The organism is Zobellia nedashkovskayae, assembly GCF_015330125.1.
Taxonomy (GTDB): Bacteria; Bacteroidota; Bacteroidia; order Flavobacteriales; family Flavobacteriaceae; genus Zobellia; species Zobellia nedashkovskayae.
This window is the reverse complement of the sequence record NZ_JADDXR010000002.1, coordinates 601,698-621,946: the sequence shown is the minus strand read 5'-3', so window position 1 is coordinate 621,946 and position 20,249 is coordinate 601,698. Positions and strand designations below refer to the sequence as shown.

At 37.2% G+C, this 20,249-nt stretch carries 19 protein-coding genes; 9 read left to right on the top strand and 10 right to left on the bottom strand.

The window, feature by feature from the left end; all coding sequences use genetic code 11:
- Positions 1–84 precede the first annotated feature (84 nt).
- From IWB64_RS02680 to IWB64_RS02670, 3 genes are read right to left on the bottom strand one after another with little or no spacing between them, the layout of a single operon-like run.
- Entirely contained in the window at positions 85–435 is a 351-nt protein-coding gene (locus tag IWB64_RS02680) for a phage holin family protein (RefSeq protein ID WP_194532551.1), read from the bottom strand.
- 59 nt (positions 436–494) lie between these two features.
- Entirely contained in the window at positions 495–1,268 is a 774-nt protein-coding gene (locus IWB64_RS02675; RefSeq protein WP_194532550.1) for an alpha/beta fold hydrolase, read from the bottom strand.
- Complete coding sequence (locus IWB64_RS02670) at positions 1,265–1,981, bottom strand: pyridoxine 5'-phosphate synthase (protein ID WP_194532549.1); 717 nt, start codon at positions 1,979–1,981, stop codon at positions 1,265–1,267. The genes IWB64_RS02675 and IWB64_RS02670 overlap by 4 nt, the downstream gene beginning before the upstream one ends.
- A gap of 93 nt (positions 1,982–2,074) precedes the next feature.
- On the opposite strand from IWB64_RS02670, the gene IWB64_RS02665 reads away from it, so the two are divergent.
- The 7 genes from IWB64_RS02665 (at position 2,075) to IWB64_RS02635 (ending at position 9,599) form a co-directional block, all read left to right on the top strand.
- A complete protein-coding gene (locus IWB64_RS02665) occupies positions 2,075–2,731 on the top strand; it encodes a CBS domain-containing protein (RefSeq protein WP_194535785.1) in 657 nt (218 codons plus the stop codon).
- A 105-nt stretch (positions 2,732–2,836) separates the two neighbouring features.
- A complete protein-coding gene (locus tag IWB64_RS02660; protein WP_194532548.1) occupies positions 2,837–3,718 on the top strand; it encodes an NAD kinase in 882 nt (293 codons plus the stop codon).
- A gap of 101 nt (positions 3,719–3,819) precedes the next feature.
- Positions 3,820–4,518, top strand: coding sequence for a type IX secretion system protein PorG (gene porG, locus IWB64_RS02655; protein WP_194532547.1), 699 nt, complete (start codon positions 3,820–3,822; stop codon positions 4,516–4,518).
- Positions 4,519–4,691: 173 nt separating this feature from the next.
- The gene (locus IWB64_RS02650) at positions 4,692–5,432 is read left to right on the top strand and encodes an isoprenyl transferase (RefSeq protein WP_194532546.1); all 741 of its coding nucleotides are present in this window, start codon (positions 4,692–4,694) and stop codon (positions 5,430–5,432) included.
- Positions 5,433–5,436: 4 nt separating this feature from the next.
- Positions 5,437–8,037, top strand: a complete 2,601-nt coding sequence (locus IWB64_RS02645; protein ID WP_194532545.1) for a BamA/OMP85 family outer membrane protein — start codon at positions 5,437–5,439, stop codon at positions 8,035–8,037.
- Between the two features lie 91 nt (positions 8,038–8,128).
- Positions 8,129–8,947, top strand: coding sequence for an OmpH family outer membrane protein (locus tag IWB64_RS02640; RefSeq protein ID WP_194532544.1), 819 nt, complete (start codon positions 8,129–8,131; stop codon positions 8,945–8,947).
- 142 nt (positions 8,948–9,089) lie between these two features.
- Positions 9,090–9,599 (top strand): OmpH family outer membrane protein, encoded by a 510-nt coding sequence (locus IWB64_RS02635; protein WP_194532543.1) that lies wholly within the window; start codon positions 9,090–9,092, stop codon positions 9,597–9,599.
- Positions 9,600–9,672: 73 nt separating this feature from the next.
- On the opposite strand, the gene IWB64_RS02630 is transcribed toward IWB64_RS02635, so the two are convergent.
- From IWB64_RS02630 to gcvP, 4 genes are all read right to left on the bottom strand, one after another.
- The gene (locus tag IWB64_RS02630; protein ID WP_194532542.1) at positions 9,673–10,524 is read right to left on the bottom strand and encodes a glycosyltransferase; all 852 of its coding nucleotides are present in this window, start codon (positions 10,522–10,524) and stop codon (positions 9,673–9,675) included.
- A 54-nt stretch (positions 10,525–10,578) separates the two neighbouring features.
- Positions 10,579–11,109 carry a methyltransferase gene (locus tag IWB64_RS02625; RefSeq protein ID WP_194532541.1) on the bottom strand — a complete coding sequence of 177 codons (531 nt, stop codon included), beginning with the start codon at positions 11,107–11,109 and terminating at the stop codon, positions 10,579–10,581.
- Between the two features lie 45 nt (positions 11,110–11,154).
- Positions 11,155–12,210, bottom strand: coding sequence for a 3-oxoacyl-ACP synthase III family protein (locus tag IWB64_RS02620; protein ID WP_194532540.1), 1,056 nt, complete (start codon positions 12,208–12,210; stop codon positions 11,155–11,157).
- Between the two features lie 165 nt (positions 12,211–12,375).
- Positions 12,376–15,228 (bottom strand): aminomethyl-transferring glycine dehydrogenase, encoded by a 2,853-nt coding sequence (gene gcvP, locus IWB64_RS02615; protein WP_194532539.1) that lies wholly within the window; start codon positions 15,226–15,228, stop codon positions 12,376–12,378.
- 124 nt (positions 15,229–15,352) lie between these two features.
- Between gcvP and IWB64_RS02610 the strand changes: the two genes are divergently transcribed.
- Positions 15,353–16,177: a UbiA prenyltransferase family protein gene (locus tag IWB64_RS02610; RefSeq protein ID WP_194532538.1), complete on the top strand. Its 825-nt coding sequence runs from the start codon at positions 15,353–15,355 to the stop codon at positions 16,175–16,177.
- Between the two features lie 227 nt (positions 16,178–16,404).
- Here IWB64_RS02610 and IWB64_RS02605 read toward each other — a convergent pair whose 3' ends face one another.
- A complete protein-coding gene (locus IWB64_RS02605) occupies positions 16,405–16,959 on the bottom strand; it encodes a sigma-70 family RNA polymerase sigma factor (RefSeq protein ID WP_194535784.1) in 555 nt (184 codons plus the stop codon).
- A 120-nt stretch (positions 16,960–17,079) separates the two neighbouring features.
- Here IWB64_RS02605 and IWB64_RS02600 point away from each other — a divergent pair, with 120 nt between their 5' ends.
- A complete protein-coding gene (locus tag IWB64_RS02600; RefSeq protein WP_194532537.1) occupies positions 17,080–17,439 on the top strand; it encodes a rhodanese-like domain-containing protein in 360 nt (119 codons plus the stop codon).
- Here IWB64_RS02600 and IWB64_RS02595 read toward each other — a convergent pair.
- Together IWB64_RS02595 and IWB64_RS02590 are read right to left on the bottom strand one after the other, a co-directional pair.
- Positions 17,436–17,957 (bottom strand): 5' nucleotidase, NT5C type, encoded by a 522-nt coding sequence (locus IWB64_RS02595; protein ID WP_194532536.1) that lies wholly within the window; start codon positions 17,955–17,957, stop codon positions 17,436–17,438. The two genes, IWB64_RS02600 and IWB64_RS02595, sit on opposite strands and share 4 nt — an antisense overlap.
- A gap of 272 nt (positions 17,958–18,229) precedes the next feature.
- On the bottom strand, positions 18,230–20,248 hold the full coding sequence (locus IWB64_RS02590) for a M3 family metallopeptidase (RefSeq protein WP_194532535.1): 2,019 nt from the start codon (positions 20,246–20,248) through the stop codon (positions 18,230–18,232).
- Position 20,249: the final 1 nt, after the last annotated feature.

Here is a 20,249-nt window from a genome sequence, read left to right as displayed (position 1 = left end):
TTTTGTTTCCATAAAATGGGATGCAAAAGTAGTGTAATTAATGTACGCTAGCAAGTTTTTAAATCGTTGTGGTTCAAACAATCGTTACGATTTTTCATCATCTTTCAAAAGGGAAAACAATATAGATTGGAGAAAGGATAATAAGAGACTAAAAAGTATGGCCCATAAAACACCGTCTACCCTAAATCCATCAATAAGATTGTCTGCTAATAAAATTATAATAGCATTGATTATCAGGAGGAAAAGGCCTAATGTTAAAATGGTGACAGGTAAAGTGAGTATAACAAGAATTGGCTTCACTATAAAATTCAAGAGGCTAAGTACTATAGCTACTATAATGGCGGTCATATAACTGTCTACAAAAACATGTGGTAATATTTTTGAAAGTATAACTACGGCCAGGGCGCTTAATAGAACACGTAAAATAAGTTTCATAAGTTAAAGATGTTTGTTGTGAGGTGAACAATTTCGCCACCCTTAAAGATAAAGATTTGTTATGATTTTAGGAATACCATCGATTTTTCAAAAAACTGCTTTGGGTTTTCGGCATGTAGCCAATGTCCAGCGTTGTCTATAGTTTCCATTTCTGCTGCCGGGAAGTGTTTCCTGAATTCAGAAATTTCGTTGGGCATTATGTATTCTGATCGGTCACCACGAAGAAAAAGCACAGGTCCGTTATAAAAGTCCGTAGCTCCAATGTTTTCCCCTATTTCGTTCATTTTTTTACTTAAAACCTTAAGATTAAAACGAAAACCTAATTGACCTTTTTCTACCCAATAAAGATTCTTGAGCAAAAACTGTCTTGTTCCAAAATCGGTAATATATTTGCCTAGTTCAGAATCTGCTTCGTTCCTAGATTTGATTTCGTTTAAGTTTAGCGCGTTCAAACCATCAATAATAGTTTGGTGATGTGGTGGATAGAATTTAGGGCCAATGTCCGCAATAATCATCTTTTTTACCAAAGTTGGGTAACTGCAAGCAAACTGCATTGCGGTCTTTCCTCCCATAGAATGCCCAATAATTATGGCATTTTCCAATTGATGGGCTTCCAAGTAGTTTTTGAGATCTTCGCTCAGTAAATCATAATCAAAATCATCAGACCAAAAACTTTTACCATGGTTGCGTTGGTCTATGAGGTGTACTTCAAAACCTTCTTCTGCATACTGGTTGCCTAAAGTTTTCCAATTATCGGACATTCCTAGAAAACCATGTAATATTAAAAGGGGAGTGCCGGTTCCAAGTATTTTGGAGTGTAAAATTTCTGTCATTTTAATTTATTCAGGTACATATTTACAACGTTATCCAGGCCCAAGTAAAGCGATTCGCAAATTAGGGCATGACCAATGGAAACTTCTAATAAATGGGGAACGTTCTCTTTGAAGTATTTAATGTTGTCTAAATTTAAATCATGTCCTGCATTAATACCTAAACCACATTTATATGCTATTTTGGCAGCTTCTGAAAAAGGTTTGACAGCTTCGCTGTGGTTGCCTTGGGTGTATTGTTCTGCGTAACTCTCTGTGTAGAGTTCAATACGGTCGGTTCCTGTCTTCGCAGCACCCTCTATCATTTTGGTTTCCGCGTCAACAAAAATAGAAGTGCGTATACCCGCATTTTTGAAAGTTTGGATAACTTCTGTTAAGAAGTCTTTATGTTTTATGGTGTCCCAGCCCGCATTTGATGTAATGGCGTCCACGGCATCTGGTACCAAAGTAACCTGTGTGGGCTTTACTTCAAGAACAAGTTTTATGAATTTTTCAACCGGGTTTCCTTCTATATTATACTCCGTAGTGACTAGATTTTTTAAGTCTCTCGCATCTTGATAGCGAACATGTCTTTCGTCAGGTCTAGGGTGTATAGTAATACCCTGTGCGCCAAAAGACTCAATATCGGCTGCTGTTTTCAATAAATCGGGCATATTGCCACCTCTGGCGTTTCTTAAGGTTGCAATTTTGTTGATGTTTACACTTAATTTTGTCATTTACCGATAGAATTAACCATTTGGTACAAAAATACAAATTAGGCATACCTTTTGATATTTTTAATTAGTATTTTGCGTTTAGTAGAAAGAGTTATGCATATTCAAGACCAAATAGTAACAGACATTCCGTCCTTTAAAATAGGTAGTTCATTAGCTAAGGTAATAACCTTTTTTAAGGATACCACGTACTCGCACGTTGCTGTAACAGAGAACGGGGCATACTTAGGTTTGCTTAGTGAAAATGATCTGGAGAATTTTGATATCAAGGAAAAGATAGAACAATATCGTTATGATTTGGAAACCTTTTTCGTGAGAAAAGAGACCAGTTGGTTAGATGTTCTTGAAGTTTTTGCCAGAAATGAGGCCAATCTCGTGCCCATTCTTGACGAAAAAGGAAGAATAGATGGTTATTATGATCTTACTGATATTGTAAGCGTCTTTATAGATACCCCGTTCTTTACAGAACCAGGTGGTATTATAGTTGTTGCAAAAGGCATCAAAGATTATTCGTTTAGTGAAATTGCTCAAATTGTTGAAAGTAACAATACTAAGCTAATTGGTGGCTTTATCACCGATTCTAAAAATGATGTCGTTCAAATAACTATTAAAGTAGCTTCTTCTAATATAAATGATATTCTTCAGACGTTCCGTCGGTACAATTACAATGTGTTGTTCGGTAATACGGATGATCAGTTCTTGGAAGATTTAAAGGAGCGGTCAGATTATCTAGACAAATATCTTAACGTTTAGAATTTCTTGCTTTATTCTTCAAAAAGGGGAATTAGTCAAGGGTACAATCCTTATTTTTGTCGCGTAAGGCCAAATGGTTTTAATAATCACGATAAAGATTAAGGAATGAAAGTTGCCGTTTACAGTCAGATGTATCAAGAAGACACATTGCAGTATGTAATGGAGTTGCTTGATGAGCTTGAAAAAGAGCATGCCGTAATAGCTATTGAAAAAGAATTCCACGATTTTCTTTCTGAAAAACACAATTCCGCAAATTATGCCACATTCACGGACACGGAAGGACTAGATAGTTCTTTTGATATGTTCGTTAGTTTTGGTGGCGACGGTACTATTTTAAGAGCAACCACCTTTGTTAGGAATTCCGGTATACCCATTGTTGGTGTAAATACTGGTCGTCTTGGGTTTCTTTCTACATTTAGTAAAGAAGAGGTTCGTAAAGTTGTACAAGAATTTAAAACGGGTTCATATACTATTGTAGAACGAAGTTTGGTAGAGGTTGATAAGGGAGCAGATATTCCAGAATTAAACGGATTACATTTTGCATTGAACGAGATTACGGTAAGTAGAAAAGATACGACCTCTATGATTACGGTAGAAACGTATTTAAACAACGAATACCTTACATCTTATTGGGCAGATGGTCTTATCATTTCTACGCCTACAGGTTCTACAGGATATTCTTTAAGTTGTGGTGGACCGGTAATAGAGCCAACGGCAAAATCATTGGTGTTAACGCCAATAGCACCTCATAATCTAAATGCAAGACCTTTGGTTATTTCGGATGATACAGAGATACGTTTAAAGGTATCGGGTAGGGAGGACAATCATCTTATTTCATTAGATTCTAGAATAGCATCTGTAGAGAACGGAAAGGAAATTCGCATTAAAAAGGCGGACTTCGTAATTAAAATGATAGAATATACATCTGAGAGCTTTTTAAAAACCCTTCGGAATAAACTGTTATGGGGAGAAGATAGCCGTAATTGAATCTTTAGCAGACAATAAAAATCCGCAAATCCTGTTTATCATTTGAGAACATTAATATAATAGTTGGGTGCAATTGTTATATTCGCAAACTAATACGATTTATGAAGCATTTCATTGTCATAGTTTTACTATGCACTTTTGGCAGTATAGGAGCACAAACCTATGAGGCCGGTATATTTGCCGGAGGAGCCAATCTTATTGGAGATGTAGGGCGTACTACTTATATTTCACCATCTGATGTTGCTATTGGGGGTATTTTTAAATGGAATATAGCCAAACGTTATGCATGGCGTGCTAGTGTTATTTATGCAAAGTTTAATGCAGACGATGTAAAATCCAATGATCCTTCTCGCCAGCAGAGAGGGTATCAAATGGATAATTCTCTTTTGGAGGCTTCTGCCGGACTTGAATTTAACTTCGTAGAGTATAATCTACATAAAATGGGACCTGCATTCACACCTTATTTATATACGGGTATTACGTATGTTAGATATGATTACAATTATTTTGATGCGGGACAATTCTTAAGTGTTTCTCAAAGAGATGGGACTTTAGCTATACCAATGACTGTTGGTGCAAAGATTAGATTGAATCAGTTTTTAATATTAGGAGCGGAAATAGGTGCACGATATACATTTACGGATAACCTAGATGGTAGTAATCCTGAAAAGCTTAATGTAAATCGCCAATTAGACGATCTTAGATTTGGTAATGTGTTCAATAATGATTGGTATGTATTCTCCGGATTAACGCTAACCTATACTTTTGGTAGAAAGCCTTGTAATGAATGTTTTGAGTAAGTAACATTCCTAGTAAACCCTTATTTTCTTTTCTTGATCTGGCCTTAACTATGCATAATTCAAATTTATAGGCTATTTTTGCCGTGCGCTCAAAACGCATGGGCATATAGGTTAGTGGTATAAAATATACCTAACCAAAAGAATGTTTATTAGAGCAGTATGATCAGTTCCTTATGGTTGACCTAGAAGAATTAGATAAAAATAAAATGCCACGTCACCTTGCCATAATTATGGATGGAAACGGTCGTTGGGCAAAGCAAAAAGGCAAACTTCGCGTTTTTGGACATGAGAATGGAGTTAAAACTGTACGAGAAACAGTTGAAAACTGCGTTAAAATAAAGCTGGAGTATCTTACCCTATATACTTTTTCCACAGAAAATTGGAAAAGACCAAAAATTGAAATCGATACTTTAATGCGGCTTTTAGTGTCCTCATTAAAGAAAGAATTGAAGACTTTTTCAGAAAACAATATTAGGTTGAATGCTATTGGAGATTTGGAGTCATTACCCAAAAAAGCTAATAAGGAGCTTAAGGAGGTAATGGAGAAAACAAGGGGAAACACAGGAATGACCCTTACTTTGGCTTTAAGTTATGGTGCGAGAGAAGAGCTCAAAAACGCAGTAAAACAAATAAGTGCCAAAGTTAAAAATAATATAATTTCAATTGAAAACATTGACGAAACCATTATTAATAGCCATCTTTACACGCACGATTTGCCTGATGTAGATTTGCTTATCCGCACTAGTGGAGAGCATCGTATCAGCAATTTTTTACTATGGCAGATTGCCTATGCGGAATTGTATTTCGTTGAAGTATTTTGGCCCGATTTTAGTAGTCAACATTTGGCAGAAGCCATAAAAAGTTATCAGAACAGAGAACGAAGATTTGGAAAAACCAGCGAACAACTCAATTAGCGATATGAAAAGGTTCATATCCTTCGAACCTTTTATTACACTCCTATTAATTTTTGCAACTACATTTTGCTCCGCACAAGAACTTTCTTTTGAGGATGGCAAAAAGTACATTTTAGGTGGGCTAGAAGTCACCGGACTGCAAAGTTATAACGAGCAGACCGTAAAAACGTATACAGGATTACGTGTGGGGCAACCTATTACGCTTCCCGGAGACGAGATTAGTGGGATTATCAACAAACTTTGGGGTCTTGAACTTTTTAAGAACATTGATTTCTATGTGACCAATATAGAAGGCGATAAAGTTTTTCTTGAATTGAATATTATAGAAAGACCAACGCTGTCCAGTGTTACTGTTACTGGGGTTAAACCTAGGAAAGTAGATGATATATTAAAGGATACGGACCTTAAGAAAGGAAAGAAAATCACCGAGAGTTTAATAGCTAACACTAAGAACTACCTTGATAATAAGTATAAAAAACAAGGCTTTCTAAATGCCAAAACATCCATTATTGTAGCTAAAGATACTTCTGAGACCAATGCTCAGAAAATGGCGGTTAACATAAATAAAGGTGATAAGGTAAAAATAAAGGAAATGATTTTTGAGGGTAACGAACAGTTATCGGATAAAAAATTAAAAGGAGCTTTTAAGAAAACTAAAGAAAAACGTTTCTGGCGTTTTTGGAAGAAATCTAAATTTATTGAAGAAGATTACGAAAATGATTTAGAGCTATTGTCCGATAAGTATGCCGAGAACGGTTATCGTGATGCGCGTATCATTTCCGATTCTTTAATTAAGGTAGATGAAAACAACATTATCTTAAAATACCAAATAGAAGAAGGTAATAAATACTACTTTGGTGATGTAGACTTTGTTGGTAACAGTGTCTATACAGATCGTCAATTGGCCTCGGTATTGGGTATAAAGAAAGGGGATACCTATAATGGTGTTTTGTTAAGAGAGCGTATTGCAGACGATTCTAAACCTGAGCCTAATGATGTTACCAGCTTATACCAAAACAACGGGTATTTGTTTTCAAGTATTAACCCAGTAGAGGTTTCCGCAGAAAATGATACCATTAATTTTGAAATCCGTGTAATAGAAGGTAAAGAGACTTTTCTTAATCATATTGACATAGTTGGTAATGATCGTACAAATGATCACGTAATTTATCGTGAACTAAGAACGCGTCCAGGTCAAAAATATAATAAGAGTGATATCATCAGAACAATTCGTGAGCTTCAACAGTTAGGTTACTTTGATGCAGAACAGATTAAGCCGGACATTCTTAACCCTAACCCTAACGAAGGTACTGTAGATATTAAGTACAACTTGGTAGAATCTGGCTCAAGTCAGATAGAATTACAAGGTGGTTACGGAGGAGGCGGTTTTATTGGAACGTTAGGACTTTCGTTCAATAACTTCTCAATTAAGAATATTTTAAATGGTGAAGAGTATAAACCGGTACCTATGGGTGATGGACAGACTTTTGCCATGAGAATACAGGCTAGTAGAACGTTTAGGGTGTACAGTCTTAATTTTGCAGAGCCTTGGTTGGGTGGTAGAAAACCAGTACAGTTTAGTTTAAATCTTTCTAGAACGCAACAGTTTGGAGTGGATTATAACAACTCTACTAGTAGTAGTATAGAAGTAGATAAAGACCGAGGATTTTCTATAACAGGAATAACCGCAGGTTTGGCAAAACGTGTACAATGGCCAGATGATTTCTTTACAATATCCCATTCGTTAAGTTATCAGTTGTATGAGTTCAATAATTATGATATTGGGTTGTTCAATTTTGGTAACGGAAAATCTAACTCTTTTGCCTATACCTTAGGGATTTCTAGAAACGCTACTTCTGGTGGCCGTATTTTCCCAAGAGGAGGCTCTAATTTTGAAGTAACTGCAAAACTAACACCGCCGTACTCACTCTTTAGTAATAAAGATTTTGAAACATTGCGAGATCGTAGTACGGAATTGAGTATTAAGGACGCTACAATAGGTTTGACAACTGCAGAATCAGCGGAGTTAGAAGATGTCGATCAACAACGTTTTAGATGGTTAGAGTATTATAAGGTAAAGTTTAAAGGAGATTGGTTTACTACTTTAGTAGGCGATTTAGTTATGCGTACTAACGCAGAGTTCGGTTTCTTGGGTAACTATAATAATGATGTAGGTGATGTACCTTTTGAACGTTTCTTCGTAGGTGGGGACGGTTTAGGGAACTTTACATTAGATGGCCGTGATGTGGTTCAATTAAGAGGATATGAAAACCAATCATTGACTCCTCTTGACCCTATTACAGGGCAACAAGAAGGTGGTTTAGTGTATAATAAATTCTCATTGGAACTGCGCTATCCTTTAACTTTAAAACCTTCGGCTTCCATTTATATGCTTGCATTTATGGAGGGTGGTAATGCCTTCAACAATTTTCAGGAATTTAATCCGTTTGAAATAAAACGATCGGCCGGAGTGGGGCTGCGCATTTTTATGCCGGCATTCGGATTATTAGGTATTGATTTTGGTTATGGGTTTGATGAGGATAATACAGGTGCAACTGGACCCAGCGGACTTCAAACACACTTCATTATTGGCCAACAGTTTTAATTTAAGGAATCGTCCTTTGTGCTAAAACACTCATTTTAAAAGTTTTAGTAATTTTGGCACGATATTTTCTATTGGATAAAACGATAATGAAATGAAAACAAAATCAAACGTTCTTTTTGTACTGGTGTTAACCTTGTGTTCTGCCTATACCTTTGCTCAACGTGGTGTTCGTATTGCTTACGTAGATATGGAATATATCTTAGAGAATGTAGACGAATATAGAGATGCTAACAAGCAACTTGCTGATAAGGTCCAGAAATGGAAGATAGATATAGAGCAAAAGCAAAGTCAGTTAGAGCAAGTAAAGAAAGACTTAATGGCGGAGCGTGTGCTTTTGACCGATGAGTTGATTGCAGAGCGGGAAGAAGATATTCAGATTCTTGAGAAAGAAATGGTAGAATATCAGCAAGACCGTTTTGGCCCGCAGGGCGATTTAGTTTTGCAAAAGCGACGTCTGATTCAACCTATACAGGATCAAGTATTTAATGAGGTACAGAAAATAGGAGCAAACAAGAAGTACGATTTTATTTTTGATAAATCTGCCGATGTTGTTATGTTGTACTCAGAAAATAGACATGACATAAGTGATTTAGTGCTCAGGGGAATTTCTAGGACTCGTAAAATAAGCAAGCCAAAGAAAGACAGTAGAGACAAGTTTGATGATGAAGAGGCAGAAGATGAGATGAGCGATGCTCTAAAGGAAAGAAAAGAGAATGCGGAAAAGGCACAAGAGGCAAGAGAGAAGACAGTAGAAGAGAAGCGTGCTGAGCAGTTGAAGTTAAGGGAAGAGCGCAAAAAAGCGTATGAAGCCCGAAGAAAAAAGCTGTTAGAAGAGCGTGAAGCAAAGAGAAAAGAGAAGCTAGAAGAACGTCAAGATGACGGGCAGGATGACGAAGAAATTGAGGAGTAAGACGGTTTACTGAACAAAGTCTCGCAATCATCTGCTAAATAGACATAATTTTAATACATTGCGGCGATTTGCTTAGCAAATGTGAAACGAGAAAGATACATTAACCAGAAATTAACACTCAATTATTTTAACTAGAATTATCATGAAACACTTAAAGAAAATAGCAGTAGCCTTAGTATTGTTTGTAGCCGCTACAGGTTTTGTTAACGCACAGAGTAAAGTAGCACACATAGATGTTACTCAATTGTTAAGTGCAATGCCAGAGATGAAAACTGCAGAAGCAGAACTTAAAAAATTATCTGAAACTTACAATGCCGATATTGAAAGTTCAATGACCGAATTTCAGAACAAAGCTACTTTGTATCAAAATGAGGCACCTTCAAAATCAAAAGAAGAGAACGAAAAAAGAGCAATAGAGCTTCAAGGTGTTCAAAAGAACATTGGAGAAGCACAACAAGCTGCACAAAGAGAGCTTCAGAAGAAACAAGGAGAGCTTTTTGCTCCTATATCTGACAAGGCTAAAGCTGCCATTGAAAAAGTAGCTGCCGCACAAGGTTATGATTACGTAATAGATGCTCAAGCCGGTGGTGGACTTATTGTAGCCCAGGGTAAAGATCTATTAGTAGATGTAAAAAAAGAGTTGGGTATATAATACACCTGATTACTAAATATTAAAAACGCCCGCTGTTAAAGCGGGCGTTTTTTTTTGTAGGATCTTGTTTTGATTATAAAAGTTTCCTTTTAATATTTCTCCAACGTAGTTTCCTTATAAAGTCTCCCTCGGCTTTGGTTACCAAGAAATCCTTTTTTTCCTTTTTAGCTTCTAGATAACCATACATGTTATCAGTAAAAGCTTGTGGCTTTTGCTGCTTTGTAGCCATTTTCAAAGAAGCGATTATGGTAATCAAGAATCCATATCGCATCGTGTACATTGCTTTTCCTTGAAGAAGCTTAGCTTTTTTGTTATAGGCGTTTCCCGTAGGTCTGAGGTGTTTTATTTTCAAAACATCATCAGTATAAATTTCATGGCCGTGATATTGGGCAAGCAATTCGTCTACAGTATCCCATCCCATGGCATTCCGTAATCCGCCAATAGCTTTGAAACATTTTTTGGTGTATGCTTTAAAAGCGCCGCGAACATGGTTTTTATCCATAGGGTGGTTTAATTTCCATTGCCCATCTTCAACCTGTTCATAAATGAAACCTCCGGCAATACCTACTTTGGGTTGTCCTCTAAAAATATAAACGATTTTTTCGAAGTAATTATCGGGTAGAATTACATCGGCATCTAGTTTTACAACAAAGTCGTAATTTTCATCAAGTAGCTGTAATCCTTTGTTAAATGCATTAATCACTTTACTACCTGGCATGTGCTCGGTAGAAGATTTGGTATTTAACTTTTCAAAAATTGGGCTGAGTGCTACAAACTGATCTATGATGTCTTCTGTGTCGTCAGTAGAATTATCGTTCACTACAATGACTCTTTTGGGTTGTAGGGACTGTCTTAAGATAGAGTTTAAGGTGTCAGCCAAAAAGCCTTCTTCGTTATGAGCGGGAACGATTACATAATAGTGCATGGCTATAAAACGTTAATAGGGCAAAAGCTATGAAATTGAAATAGTATTGTGTGTTTATTGTTCTTGTTTCCTTACGGCATAGATAATATAGTACCGTGGGGTAAAACTACGTAGCAAGGGGCGTATGCCCAACTTTTTAACGGGGTTGGTCCATTTTGCTCTATCCTTAATTTCCCAACCTGCTTTTTCCAGAAGCCAGTCAAACTGCCAATCTTCAAATTCGTGATAGTGACGGTCCCATGGGTCGGTTTTGCTGCGGTATGCAGGCGAAAACCATAATTTTAGTGGTATGCTTGCAACTATCTTGTCTGCTTTTATTTCCCTAAGGGGGTTAAAAGGAGCTAACAAGTGTTCAAAAATTTCAAAAGCAGTAACTACTTTTGCGCTAGAGTTCGTTAGGGAAGAGTAGTCAATATCCAAATCTTCGCCCTTCGTATTTTCTACGGAATACCCCTGTTCTTTCATGATTTTAGAAAACGGATTCTCTACACCAAGGTCTAAAATAGTTTCCTCAAGAGGGATATGTTTCTTTAGAAAATCTAAGGTGTGCTGAAAACGTTTACTCGGATAGGTCTTCTCGTACATTTGAACAGGTTGCAAGTTTGATTGTCTGCGCTGTTACTGGTTCAATTAGACCCTGTATACCATGGCATTAATGTTCATGCCTGCGCCAACACTCGCAAAGATAACAACATCTCCCTTTTGAACCTCTTGATTTTCTATTTTTCCGTTAAGCACTAAATCAAACAGAGTAGGTACCGTAGCTACCGAGCTGTTACCTAATTTACCTATGCTCATAGGCATGATGTTCTCTGGGATTTCATGATTGTAAAGGCCGTAGAAACGTTTTACAATAGCTTCGTCCATCTTCTCGTTCGCTTGGTGAATGAAGATTTTTTTAAGGTCCTTTATCGCAACTCCACTTTCGTCTAGACAATCTTTCATTGCTTGAGGTACATGAGTAACGGCAAATTCGTAAATTTTACGACCGTACATTTTAATATACTTGGTGTCGTCTTTTTCTTTATTATAAGATTTACCAAAGAATAAGAAATAAGCTTCTTCGTAGGCATGTGTAGCACTGGCATGTGAAAGTATTTCACCAGCACCGTCAGTTTCTTCTATTATAGCCGCACCTGCACCGTCAGAGTAAATCATAGAATCCCTATCATGAGGGTCTACAATACGGGATAAAGTTTCTGCCCCGATAACAAGACATCTTTTTGCTATCCCACTTTTAATGAAAGCATTTGCCTGTATAGTTCCTTGAATCCATCCCGGACACCCGAAAATTAAATCATAGGCGACACAAGCGGGATTTTTTATGCGTAAATGTTGCTTTACCCTTGTAGCCAAGCTAGGTAAGCTATCACTTTGAATATTACCGGGAGAAACATCTCCAAAATTATGGGCAAAGATGATGTAATCTATAGTTTCTTTGTCAATTCCTGCATCGGTAATTGCTTTTTCAGCGGCAAGAAAACCAATGTCAGATGTATTCAGATTTTTTTCAACATAACGTCGTTCCTCAATTCCTGTAATTCCTTTGAATTTCTGGATGATAACGGCATTTTCATGAGCAAATGGTGAACCGTCTGCATTTAAAAAATTATGACCTTCAAATTCGTCGTTAGGAACGACTAGTGATGGTATGTAACTTCCTGTTCCTGTAATTGCAATTGACATATCGTAATTTATTTTATCACTTTGCAAGGTAATGCATAACAAATTGAATGTTATGCATGCATAACAACTTTTACGATGTTCAAGGCCTTTAGCGGAATTGTGCGAAAAGAATACGGCCCCTTTCGTTTAAGTGAAAAGGCCCGTATTTATTAGTGTTAACGGTAATTATTCTGCCTCTGCGTAGGCTTCAATTGGTGCACATGTACATATTAAATTACGGTCTCCATAGGCATCATCAACTCGTCTAACTGATGGCCAAAATTTGTTTTCTTGAATGTACGAAAGCGGAAATGCTGCTATTTGTCTGCTGTATGGAAAATTCCACTCATCTGCAGTTAACATTTCTAGGGTATGCGGTGAATTTTTAAGCACATTGTTATCGTCCTCTGTAGATGCTTCGTTAATTTCTGCTCTAATAGATAACATGGCATCACAAAAACGGTCTAATTCGGTTAAACTTTCACTTTCCGTAGGTTCGATCATTAAAGTTCCTGCTACTGGAAAAGAAACCGTTGGCGCGTGAAAACCATAGTCCATTAATCTTTTTGCTATATCGGTAACTTCAATACCGCTCTTTTTAAAAGGCCTACAGTCAATAATCATCTCGTGTGCTGCACGTCCTTTTTCACCTGTGTAAAGAACATCGTAGGCTCCACTTAATTTGTGTTTAATGTAATTGGCATTCAGTATAGCTATTTCAGTGGAGTGTCTTAACCCTTGTTCCCCTAGCATTTTTATATAGCCATAAGAAATCAAGCAAACCAAAGAACTTCCCCATGGTGCCGCAGAAATTGCAGTAATGGCTGCATTACCACCAGTTTCAATGACAGGGTTACCTGGAAGAAATGGAACTAACTGCTCTGCAACACAAATAGGACCTACACCCGGGCCACCACCACCATGTGGTATAGCAAAGGTTTTATGAAGATTTAAGTGGCAAACATCGGCACCAATAATAGCAGGATTAGTAAGGCCTACTTGCGCATTCATGTTAGCACCGTCCATATATACTTGGCCGCCGTTATCATGAATTAGTTTTGTAATGTATTTAATAGAAGATTCAAAAACACCGTGCGTAGAAGGATAAGTAACCATTAAAGCAGCAAGGTTTTCAGAATACTTTAAAACTTTTTCTTCTAAATCGGATACGTCTATATTTCCTTTTTCATCGGTCTTAGTAACGACTACCTTCATACCTGCCATTACAGCGGAAGCAGGATTCGTACCATGAGCCGAAGCTGGAATGATACATACATTTCGGTGTCCCTCATTTCGGGATTCGTGGTAAGCTCTAATAACCATGAGGCCTGCGTACTCACCTTGTGCACCTGAATTGGGTTGCAATGATGTTGCGGCAAAACCTGTTATTGTTGATAAATCTTTGGCCAATTCTTTCAATACAAACTGATATCCTTTGGCTTGTTCAACAGGCACAAACGGATGAATGTTAGCCCAACGTGCCATGCTCAATGGCAACATTTCTGAAGCGGCATTCAATTTCATTGTACATGAACCTAATGAAATCATAGAATGATTCAATGAAAGATCTTTACGCTCTAATTTCTTAATGTAACGCATCAGTTCTGTTTCTGAATGATACCTGTTGAACACTTCATTTTGTAAAAAAGAAGACTGGCGCTGTATGCTTGGAGTTATTGCAGATTTAGATAAGAGGCTTACTGTTTCTATAGTTTCTTTTCCAAGGGCTTCTGTAAAGACAGAGACAATTTGGTTAAGGTCTTGTAAAGATGTGGCTTCATTTACTGCAATAGAAATAGTTTCATTGTCAACATAAAGAAAGTTAACACCGTTTTCCTCTGCTACTTTCCGAACGCTACTGGCATCAGCTTTTACGGTAATCGTATCAAAATAAGAGGAATTGGTTTGATATAAACCTAATTTCTCCAACGCGCCAGCTAAGGTTACTGCGGTACGATGTACTTTATTCGCTATATATTTTAAGCCTTCTGGGCCATGGTATACGGCATACATGCCCGCCATGACAGCCAATAGTACTTGTGCTGTACAGATATTTGAGGTAGCCTTATCTCTTTTAATATGTTGTTCTCTAGTCTGGAGTGCCATTCTAAGGGCAGTTTTGCCATCAGTATCTTTAGTGATGCCAATAATCCGACCGGGAATATTTCTTTTATATGCCTCTTTTGTCGCGAAGAATGCAGCATGAGGACCTCCATAACCTAGAGGAATACCAAACCTTTGCGTGGTGCCCACAACAACATCTACACCAAATTCTCCCGGAGGAGTAAGAAGTACTAAACTTAGTATGTCTGCTGCAACAGCTACTTTAATATCGTTTTCTTTCGCTTTGGATACAAAGTCGGCATAGTCGTTTAATTGACCATGTTTTCCTGGGTATTGCAATAAAGTTCCGTAAAAATCTTGAGAGAAAGAGAATTCTTCATGATTTCCTATAATCAACTCAATACCTAGTGGCGTGGAACGGGTTTTTAAGAGAGACAATGTTTGTGGTAGTACTTCTTCGGATACGAAGAATTTTAAAATACCGTTTTTCTTTTGTTCGCGGCTACGAGCATCAAACAACATGGTCATGGCTTCTGCAGCAGCGGTACTTTCATCTAAAAGCGAAGCATTTGCCAATTCCATTCCCGTAAGGTCAGCTACAACAGTTTGAAAATTTAAAAGGGCTTCTAGTCTTCCTTGGGCAATTTCTGCTTGGTAAGGAGTATAGGCTGTATACCAACCCGGATTTTCTAGAATATTTCTTTTGATTACTGAAGGTGTTAAACTTTCGTGATACCCCAAACCAATATAGGTACGAAAAACGTCATTTTGTTCTGAAAGCTCTTGAATATGAGCTAGAAACTTATGTTCGCTCATAGCTGCATTTAGCTGCAATGGTTGTTTTAGGCGAATATCATTTGGAATCGTTTCGTAAATGAGCTGATCTAAGGTGTCTGTACCTACAGTTTTGAGCATGTGCTCTTGATCTTCTTCCCTGATGCCTATATGGCGCAAAGCAAATACGTCTGTCTTCATAGCTTATAAATAAGAGCGGTAAAATTAGACATTTTATCCCTTAAAATAATCACATAATTGTTCTGTGGGATGAAAGTTTTTAACTAAAAACGATGTTTATGAACAGTTTCGTTAGTTTTGTACGATGAAGGCTGTTAACCGTGTTTTTGATTTTTACCTTGATGCCTCCATACATGTAGCTTTTGCTATTTACGCACTTGTGCATGTAACGGATATTACATTGGGATACGGTGTAGACCAACACTTGGCTTGGTTTCTTTTTTTTGGTTCTATTGCCTGTTATAATTTTGTAAAATATGGGGTAGAGGCAAAGAAATATATTTTAGTAGCCAATAGATACCACAAGAACATACAATTGGTAAGTTTTATAGCCTTGGCCATTGCTTTATACCATGGTTATTTTCTTAAGCTAGAAGTATGGATGGGCGTTGGCGGACTCGTAGGTCTTACTGGCTTGTATGCCGTGCCTATGTTGCCCAATGCGAAGAACCTTAGGAGTTGGGGAGGATTGAAAATTTTCATTGTCGCTTTGGTATGGGCAGGGGCGACTGTTATTCTTCCCGTATTGTCGGAAGGTGGACTTATGGAGAAAGATGTTTGGATAGAATGCATACAGCGCTTTTTATTTGTGCTGATTTTGCTGATTCCCTTTGAGATTCGTGATATGGCTTATGATAGCCCGGAATTAAAAACCTTGCCGCAACGTTATGGAGTTGCCAATACTAAAATATTCGGATCCTTTGCTACGCTCCCGTTTTTCTTTCTAATTTTTATGAAAGACACTATTTCTATGTATGAGGCTATTGCCGGAGGTATTATGTTTTTGACTTTGAGAGCCTTGATGTTCGTTACAAAACGTCAACAAAACAAGTATTTTTCTTCTTTTTGGGTAGAAGGAATCTCTGTTTTCTGGTGGACATTATTATTTGTCTTTGGAAGGCTTTTTTAATTCATTTTATCTAAAATTTGCTTCATTTTCAACTTTTCCTGTTCGGTTAAGCTGTGAAGGTCTGCCTTTTGGCATAGGGACGTTAATTGAGTGTTCTCTTTTGTTGCTTTAGAACATGTTTTACACATAAATAGGTGAAAACGTAATTTGATTTTTTCCATAAAAGTTGCTTCCCTGTATTGGGCTTTATTGCAAATTATGGCGGCTTTGTCGCAAGAAATCATAGTTTAAAACCAATTTTGATTAAGGCAACCCATTAAAGCTGTTCTAGCTCTATGTATCATTACCCACAGGTTAGACGGATTAATATCGAGCTCATTACAAATATCTTCGGTACTAACTCCTTGAATAGTTTTCATGGTAAACACCAAAGCTTGTTTTTTGGGTAGTTGAGCAATACAAGATTGAATAGCAAGTCCCAATTCTTCGTTTTCTATATCGCTGTTTTCGAAGGAACTAAATGGGTCGGCAACTTGTTCTTCTAACCAATCACCTTCGGCATCAGTTTGCGAACTATAGTTCATTCGCACTTCTGCTTTTCCTTTTTTGGAGTTGGTTTTTCTGTAATGGTCAATTACTTTTCGCTTTAAAATAGCAATTAGCCAAGTGCGTTCTGCAGCATCTCCCTTGTAGTTTTTGGCAGATTTTAAACCGGCCATAAATGTTTCTTGAACAAGGTCTTTTGCCACTTCGGCATCGCTAATACGGCCTATTGCGTAGTTGAAAAGGTAATCTGCATATAAGTCAACCCATTTATCGGGCATTAGTTGGTGTTCTGCCATACGTTTTTTGTCGTCCTCAAAAGTAATGGAATTAGATTTAATGATCTTTAATTTTTTTTCATTCCCCGAAATATAATTTAACGCCGCCATAATTAGTATTTTTGATTAAACTTAAAACCTATGAAATTTCACTATTTACTTGTAACCTTGCTTGTTATAAACTTAGGTTGTGTTCAAAGTAATGGAAAACATATCACAGAATTTTCACAGAATGATATAGAATCGGGGATTTTAATGGATGTGCGTACTCCAGAAGAGTTCAGTGAAGGGCATTTGGATAATGCAGTAAACATTGACTGGTTTGAAGCCGATTTTATAAAAAACGTTGATACGATAGACAGGGCACGACCTGTGTATGTTTATTGTAAAATGGGCGGGCGTAGTGCCAAAGCGGCGTATGTGCTAGATTCTCTTGGGTTTGATAAGGTTGTGAATTTAGAAGGTGGTTACGATGCTTTTATTGCGAATAAAAGCAACTAGAGTAATTTTTCTGCAATCTCTAGCCAATTATTTACCCTTTCAAAACCAGAAGTGTTTACATTGTGAGGAGATGTGAATAATAAGGGCCTACCCTCAAAAGTTTTAAGATTGTAGCTGCGGTCGTCAATAAGAACATCGCCACGTAAAATATGCTTGTTCCCACAAAGTATTCTGTTTTGCCATGGAATAAAAGGAAGGTGCTCATCTAACCATTCTGATTTCTCTTCCAATGAATTGGGAAACTGCATAGCTGCCGATGCAATGTACACGTCGTGTTTTTCATGAAGTTTTTGTAGTACCTCTTGCGCATTGGGTAAGAGCTTAAGATTACGAAAGAACCCTCTTGTTCTTGCATGGTCTCTTACACTTTGTTGTCTGTCCTCAGGAACTTTATGCCAAACTTCACTTCCATGGAAGATATCTAAAGGAAGGTTTTCTTTAAATTCTTTATTATAAATTTCTATATGTGCTCCATAGGTGTCTGCAATCACCTCGTCCATATCTACAAATATAACCATGATTTGTTTTTTTGCGAAGTTCTGAAAACCAACTGAGATGGATTAGTGGAAACGGAAGAAATAGTAATAATTTAACCTATTGTTAGTCTTTTGGTTTTAGGGAATAAAAAAAGAGGGCGTCCCCACACCCTCTTTTAAACCGTTAAAAAAATTACTTTTGATATAACCTTTTCAACCTACTTATGTTACGTAAATATATAAGAAAAAACTTACAAAACATAATCTTGGTATATTTTTTTAATTTTTTTTCTGTGGATTACATATTGATGGTTTTAATTCAATAGGCCAGCACGTTCCAATAAGGCTTCTACCTTGGGTTCAGCACCTCTAAAACGCTTGTACAGAACCATTGGGTTTTCCGTACCACCTTTTGAAAGCACATTATCTTTGAACTTAGTAGCGACTTCTTTATTAAAGATACCTTTTTCTTTAAAATATGCAAAAGCATCGGCATCTAAAACTTCAGCCCATTTATAGCTATAGTATCCAGAAGAATACCCGCCTTGGAAAATATGGGCAAAAGCGGTACTCATACAAGTCTCTGGTGTTTCAGGGTATAGATTGGTGCCTTTAAAAGCCTCGGTTTCGTGCTGTTTTACGTTCGTAATGCCTGTAGGGTCTATTCCGTGCCAAGACATATCTAAAAGGCCAAAGCTAAGTTGGCGAAGCGTTTGCATACCTTCTTGAAAAGTAGCCGATTCTTTAATTTTTTGAACCAATTCCATCGGAATTACTTCTCCTGTTTCGTAATGAGTAGCAAAAAGTTCTAGTGCTTCTTTCTCATAACACCAGTTTTCCATCACCTGGCTAGGTAACTCTACAAAATCCCAAAAAACAGAAGTACCTGAAAGGCTAGGGTAGGTCGTATTTGCCAGCATACCATGCAATCCATGTCCAAATTCATGAAAAAGGGTAGTTACTTCATTAAAAGTCAAAAGAGAAGGCTTACTAGGTGTAGAACGGGTAAAATTACAAACATTTGATATATGCGGACGTACATTTTCTCCGTTACGTTGGTATTGAGATTTGTAGGAAGTCATCCAAGCGCCACCACGTTTTCCTTTTCTAGGGTGGAAGTCTGCATAGAAAACAGAAATGAAGTTGTTAGAAGTATCGTAAACCTTATAAGTCTTTACTTCTTCATTATACTTGTCTATATCCGTGACTTCTTCAAAACGAAGGTCGAATAATTTCTCAGCTATTTTAAAAACACCTGAAATTACATTCTCTAGTTTAAAATAAGGTTTTAGTTTTTCATCATCTAAGTTGAATAATTTTTGCTTCAGCTTTTCAGAGTAGTAACTACCGTCCCATTTTTCTAATCGGTCTATATGGTCTAGTTCTTTTGCAAAATCTTCAAGTTGGGCAAACTCTTTTCCTGCAGCAGGTTTTGCTTTTACCAGTAGCTCATTTAGAAACTCGTGTACTTTTTCTGGAGTTTCTGCCATGCGTTCTTCTAGTACAAAATGCGCATGGGTCTTGTAGCCCAATAAATTAGCACGTTCAAAGCGCAAATTGGCAATTTTAAGTACATTTTCTTGGTTGTCAAGCTCATCATTATGGAAAGCCTTACTGCCAAAAGCCAATGACAATTCTTTGCGTAATTCACGGTTTTTGGCATATTTCATAAAGGGTATATAACTTGGGTAATCTAAAGTTATCACCCAACCCTCTTTATTTTTAGATTTCGCCATTTGAGCAGCTGCCTCTTTTTCACCTTCAGGTAGACCATCTAAATCACTTTCGTTGGTCAAGTGCTTTTCATACTTGTTGGTTTCAGCTAGTATGTTTTCACCAAAGTTCAGTTTTAATTTAGAAAGCTCTGAATCAATCTCACGCAGACGTTTCTTCTTATCATCGTTTAAATTGGCTCCATTTCTACTGAAACTCTTGTATTTTTTGTCAAGTAAAGTTTGTTGCTCTATGGTAAGGTCTAATGAATCTTTTTGATCGTAAACGGTTTTTATACGTTTGAACAAAGCTTCGTTTAGCGTAATATCATTACTAAATTCAGAAAGTAAAGGGGAGATTTCCTGAGCTATCTTTTGAATCTCTTCATTGGTTTCGGCAGAATTTAAATTGAAGAAAACACTGGAGATACGATCTAACTGCTGACCTGTAAATTCCAATGCTTCAATGGTGTTCTCAAAAGAAGGCTCTGCTTTGTTGGCCGTTATTTGGTCTATTTCTGCTCTTGCATCTTTCATAGCTTGTATAAAAGCAGGCTTAAAATGCGCATTTTCTATTTTTGAAAATGGGGCGGTATCAAAAGGTGTCAATAAAGGATTCATC

Excerpts from the sequence above, each read along its gene's own strand:
- IWB64_RS02590 (WP_194532535.1), bottom strand. The coding sequence starts at position 20,248 with ATGAATCCTTTATTGACACCTTTTGATACCGCCCCATTTTCAAAAATA.
- porG (WP_194532547.1), top strand. The coding sequence starts at position 3,820 with ATGAAGCATTTCATTGTCATAGTTTTACTATGCACTTTTGGCAGTATA.
- IWB64_RS02625 (WP_194532541.1), bottom strand. The coding sequence starts at position 11,109 with ATGTACGAGAAGACCTATCCGAGTAAACGTTTTCAGCACACCTTAGAT.
- IWB64_RS02650 (WP_194532546.1), top strand. The coding sequence starts at position 4,692 with ATGGTTGACCTAGAAGAATTAGATAAAAATAAAATGCCACGTCACCTT.
- IWB64_RS02670 (WP_194532549.1), bottom strand. The coding sequence starts at position 1,981 with ATGACAAAATTAAGTGTAAACATCAACAAAATTGCAACCTTAAGAAAC.
- IWB64_RS02595 (WP_194532536.1), bottom strand. The coding sequence starts at position 17,957 with ATGGTTATATTTGTAGATATGGACGAGGTGATTGCAGACACCTATGGA.
- IWB64_RS02600 (WP_194532537.1), top strand. The coding sequence starts at position 17,080 with ATGAAATTTCACTATTTACTTGTAACCTTGCTTGTTATAAACTTAGGT.
- IWB64_RS02630 (WP_194532542.1), bottom strand. The coding sequence starts at position 10,524 with ATGCACTATTATGTAATCGTTCCCGCTCATAACGAAGAAGGCTTTTTG.
- IWB64_RS02665 (WP_194535785.1), top strand. The coding sequence starts at position 2,075 with ATGCATATTCAAGACCAAATAGTAACAGACATTCCGTCCTTTAAAATA.
- gcvP (WP_194532539.1), bottom strand. The coding sequence starts at position 15,228 with ATGAAGACAGACGTATTTGCTTTGCGCCATATAGGCATCAGGGAAGAA.
- IWB64_RS02605 (WP_194535784.1), bottom strand. The coding sequence starts at position 16,959 with ATGGCAGAACACCAACTAATGCCCGATAAATGGGTTGACTTATATGCA.
- IWB64_RS02680 (WP_194532551.1), bottom strand. The coding sequence starts at position 435 with ATGAAACTTATTTTACGTGTTCTATTAAGCGCCCTGGCCGTAGTTATA.
- IWB64_RS02610 (WP_194532538.1), top strand. The coding sequence starts at position 15,353 with ATGAAGGCTGTTAACCGTGTTTTTGATTTTTACCTTGATGCCTCCATA.
- IWB64_RS02645 (WP_194532545.1), top strand. The coding sequence starts at position 5,437 with ATGAAAAGGTTCATATCCTTCGAACCTTTTATTACACTCCTATTAATT.
- IWB64_RS02640 (WP_194532544.1), top strand. The coding sequence starts at position 8,129 with ATGAAAACAAAATCAAACGTTCTTTTTGTACTGGTGTTAACCTTGTGT.
- IWB64_RS02660 (WP_194532548.1), top strand. The coding sequence starts at position 2,837 with ATGAAAGTTGCCGTTTACAGTCAGATGTATCAAGAAGACACATTGCAG.
- IWB64_RS02675 (WP_194532550.1), bottom strand. The coding sequence starts at position 1,268 with ATGACAGAAATTTTACACTCCAAAATACTTGGAACCGGCACTCCCCTT.
- IWB64_RS02620 (WP_194532540.1), bottom strand. The coding sequence starts at position 12,210 with ATGTCAATTGCAATTACAGGAACAGGAAGTTACATACCATCACTAGTC.
- IWB64_RS02635 (WP_194532543.1), top strand. The coding sequence starts at position 9,090 with ATGAAACACTTAAAGAAAATAGCAGTAGCCTTAGTATTGTTTGTAGCC.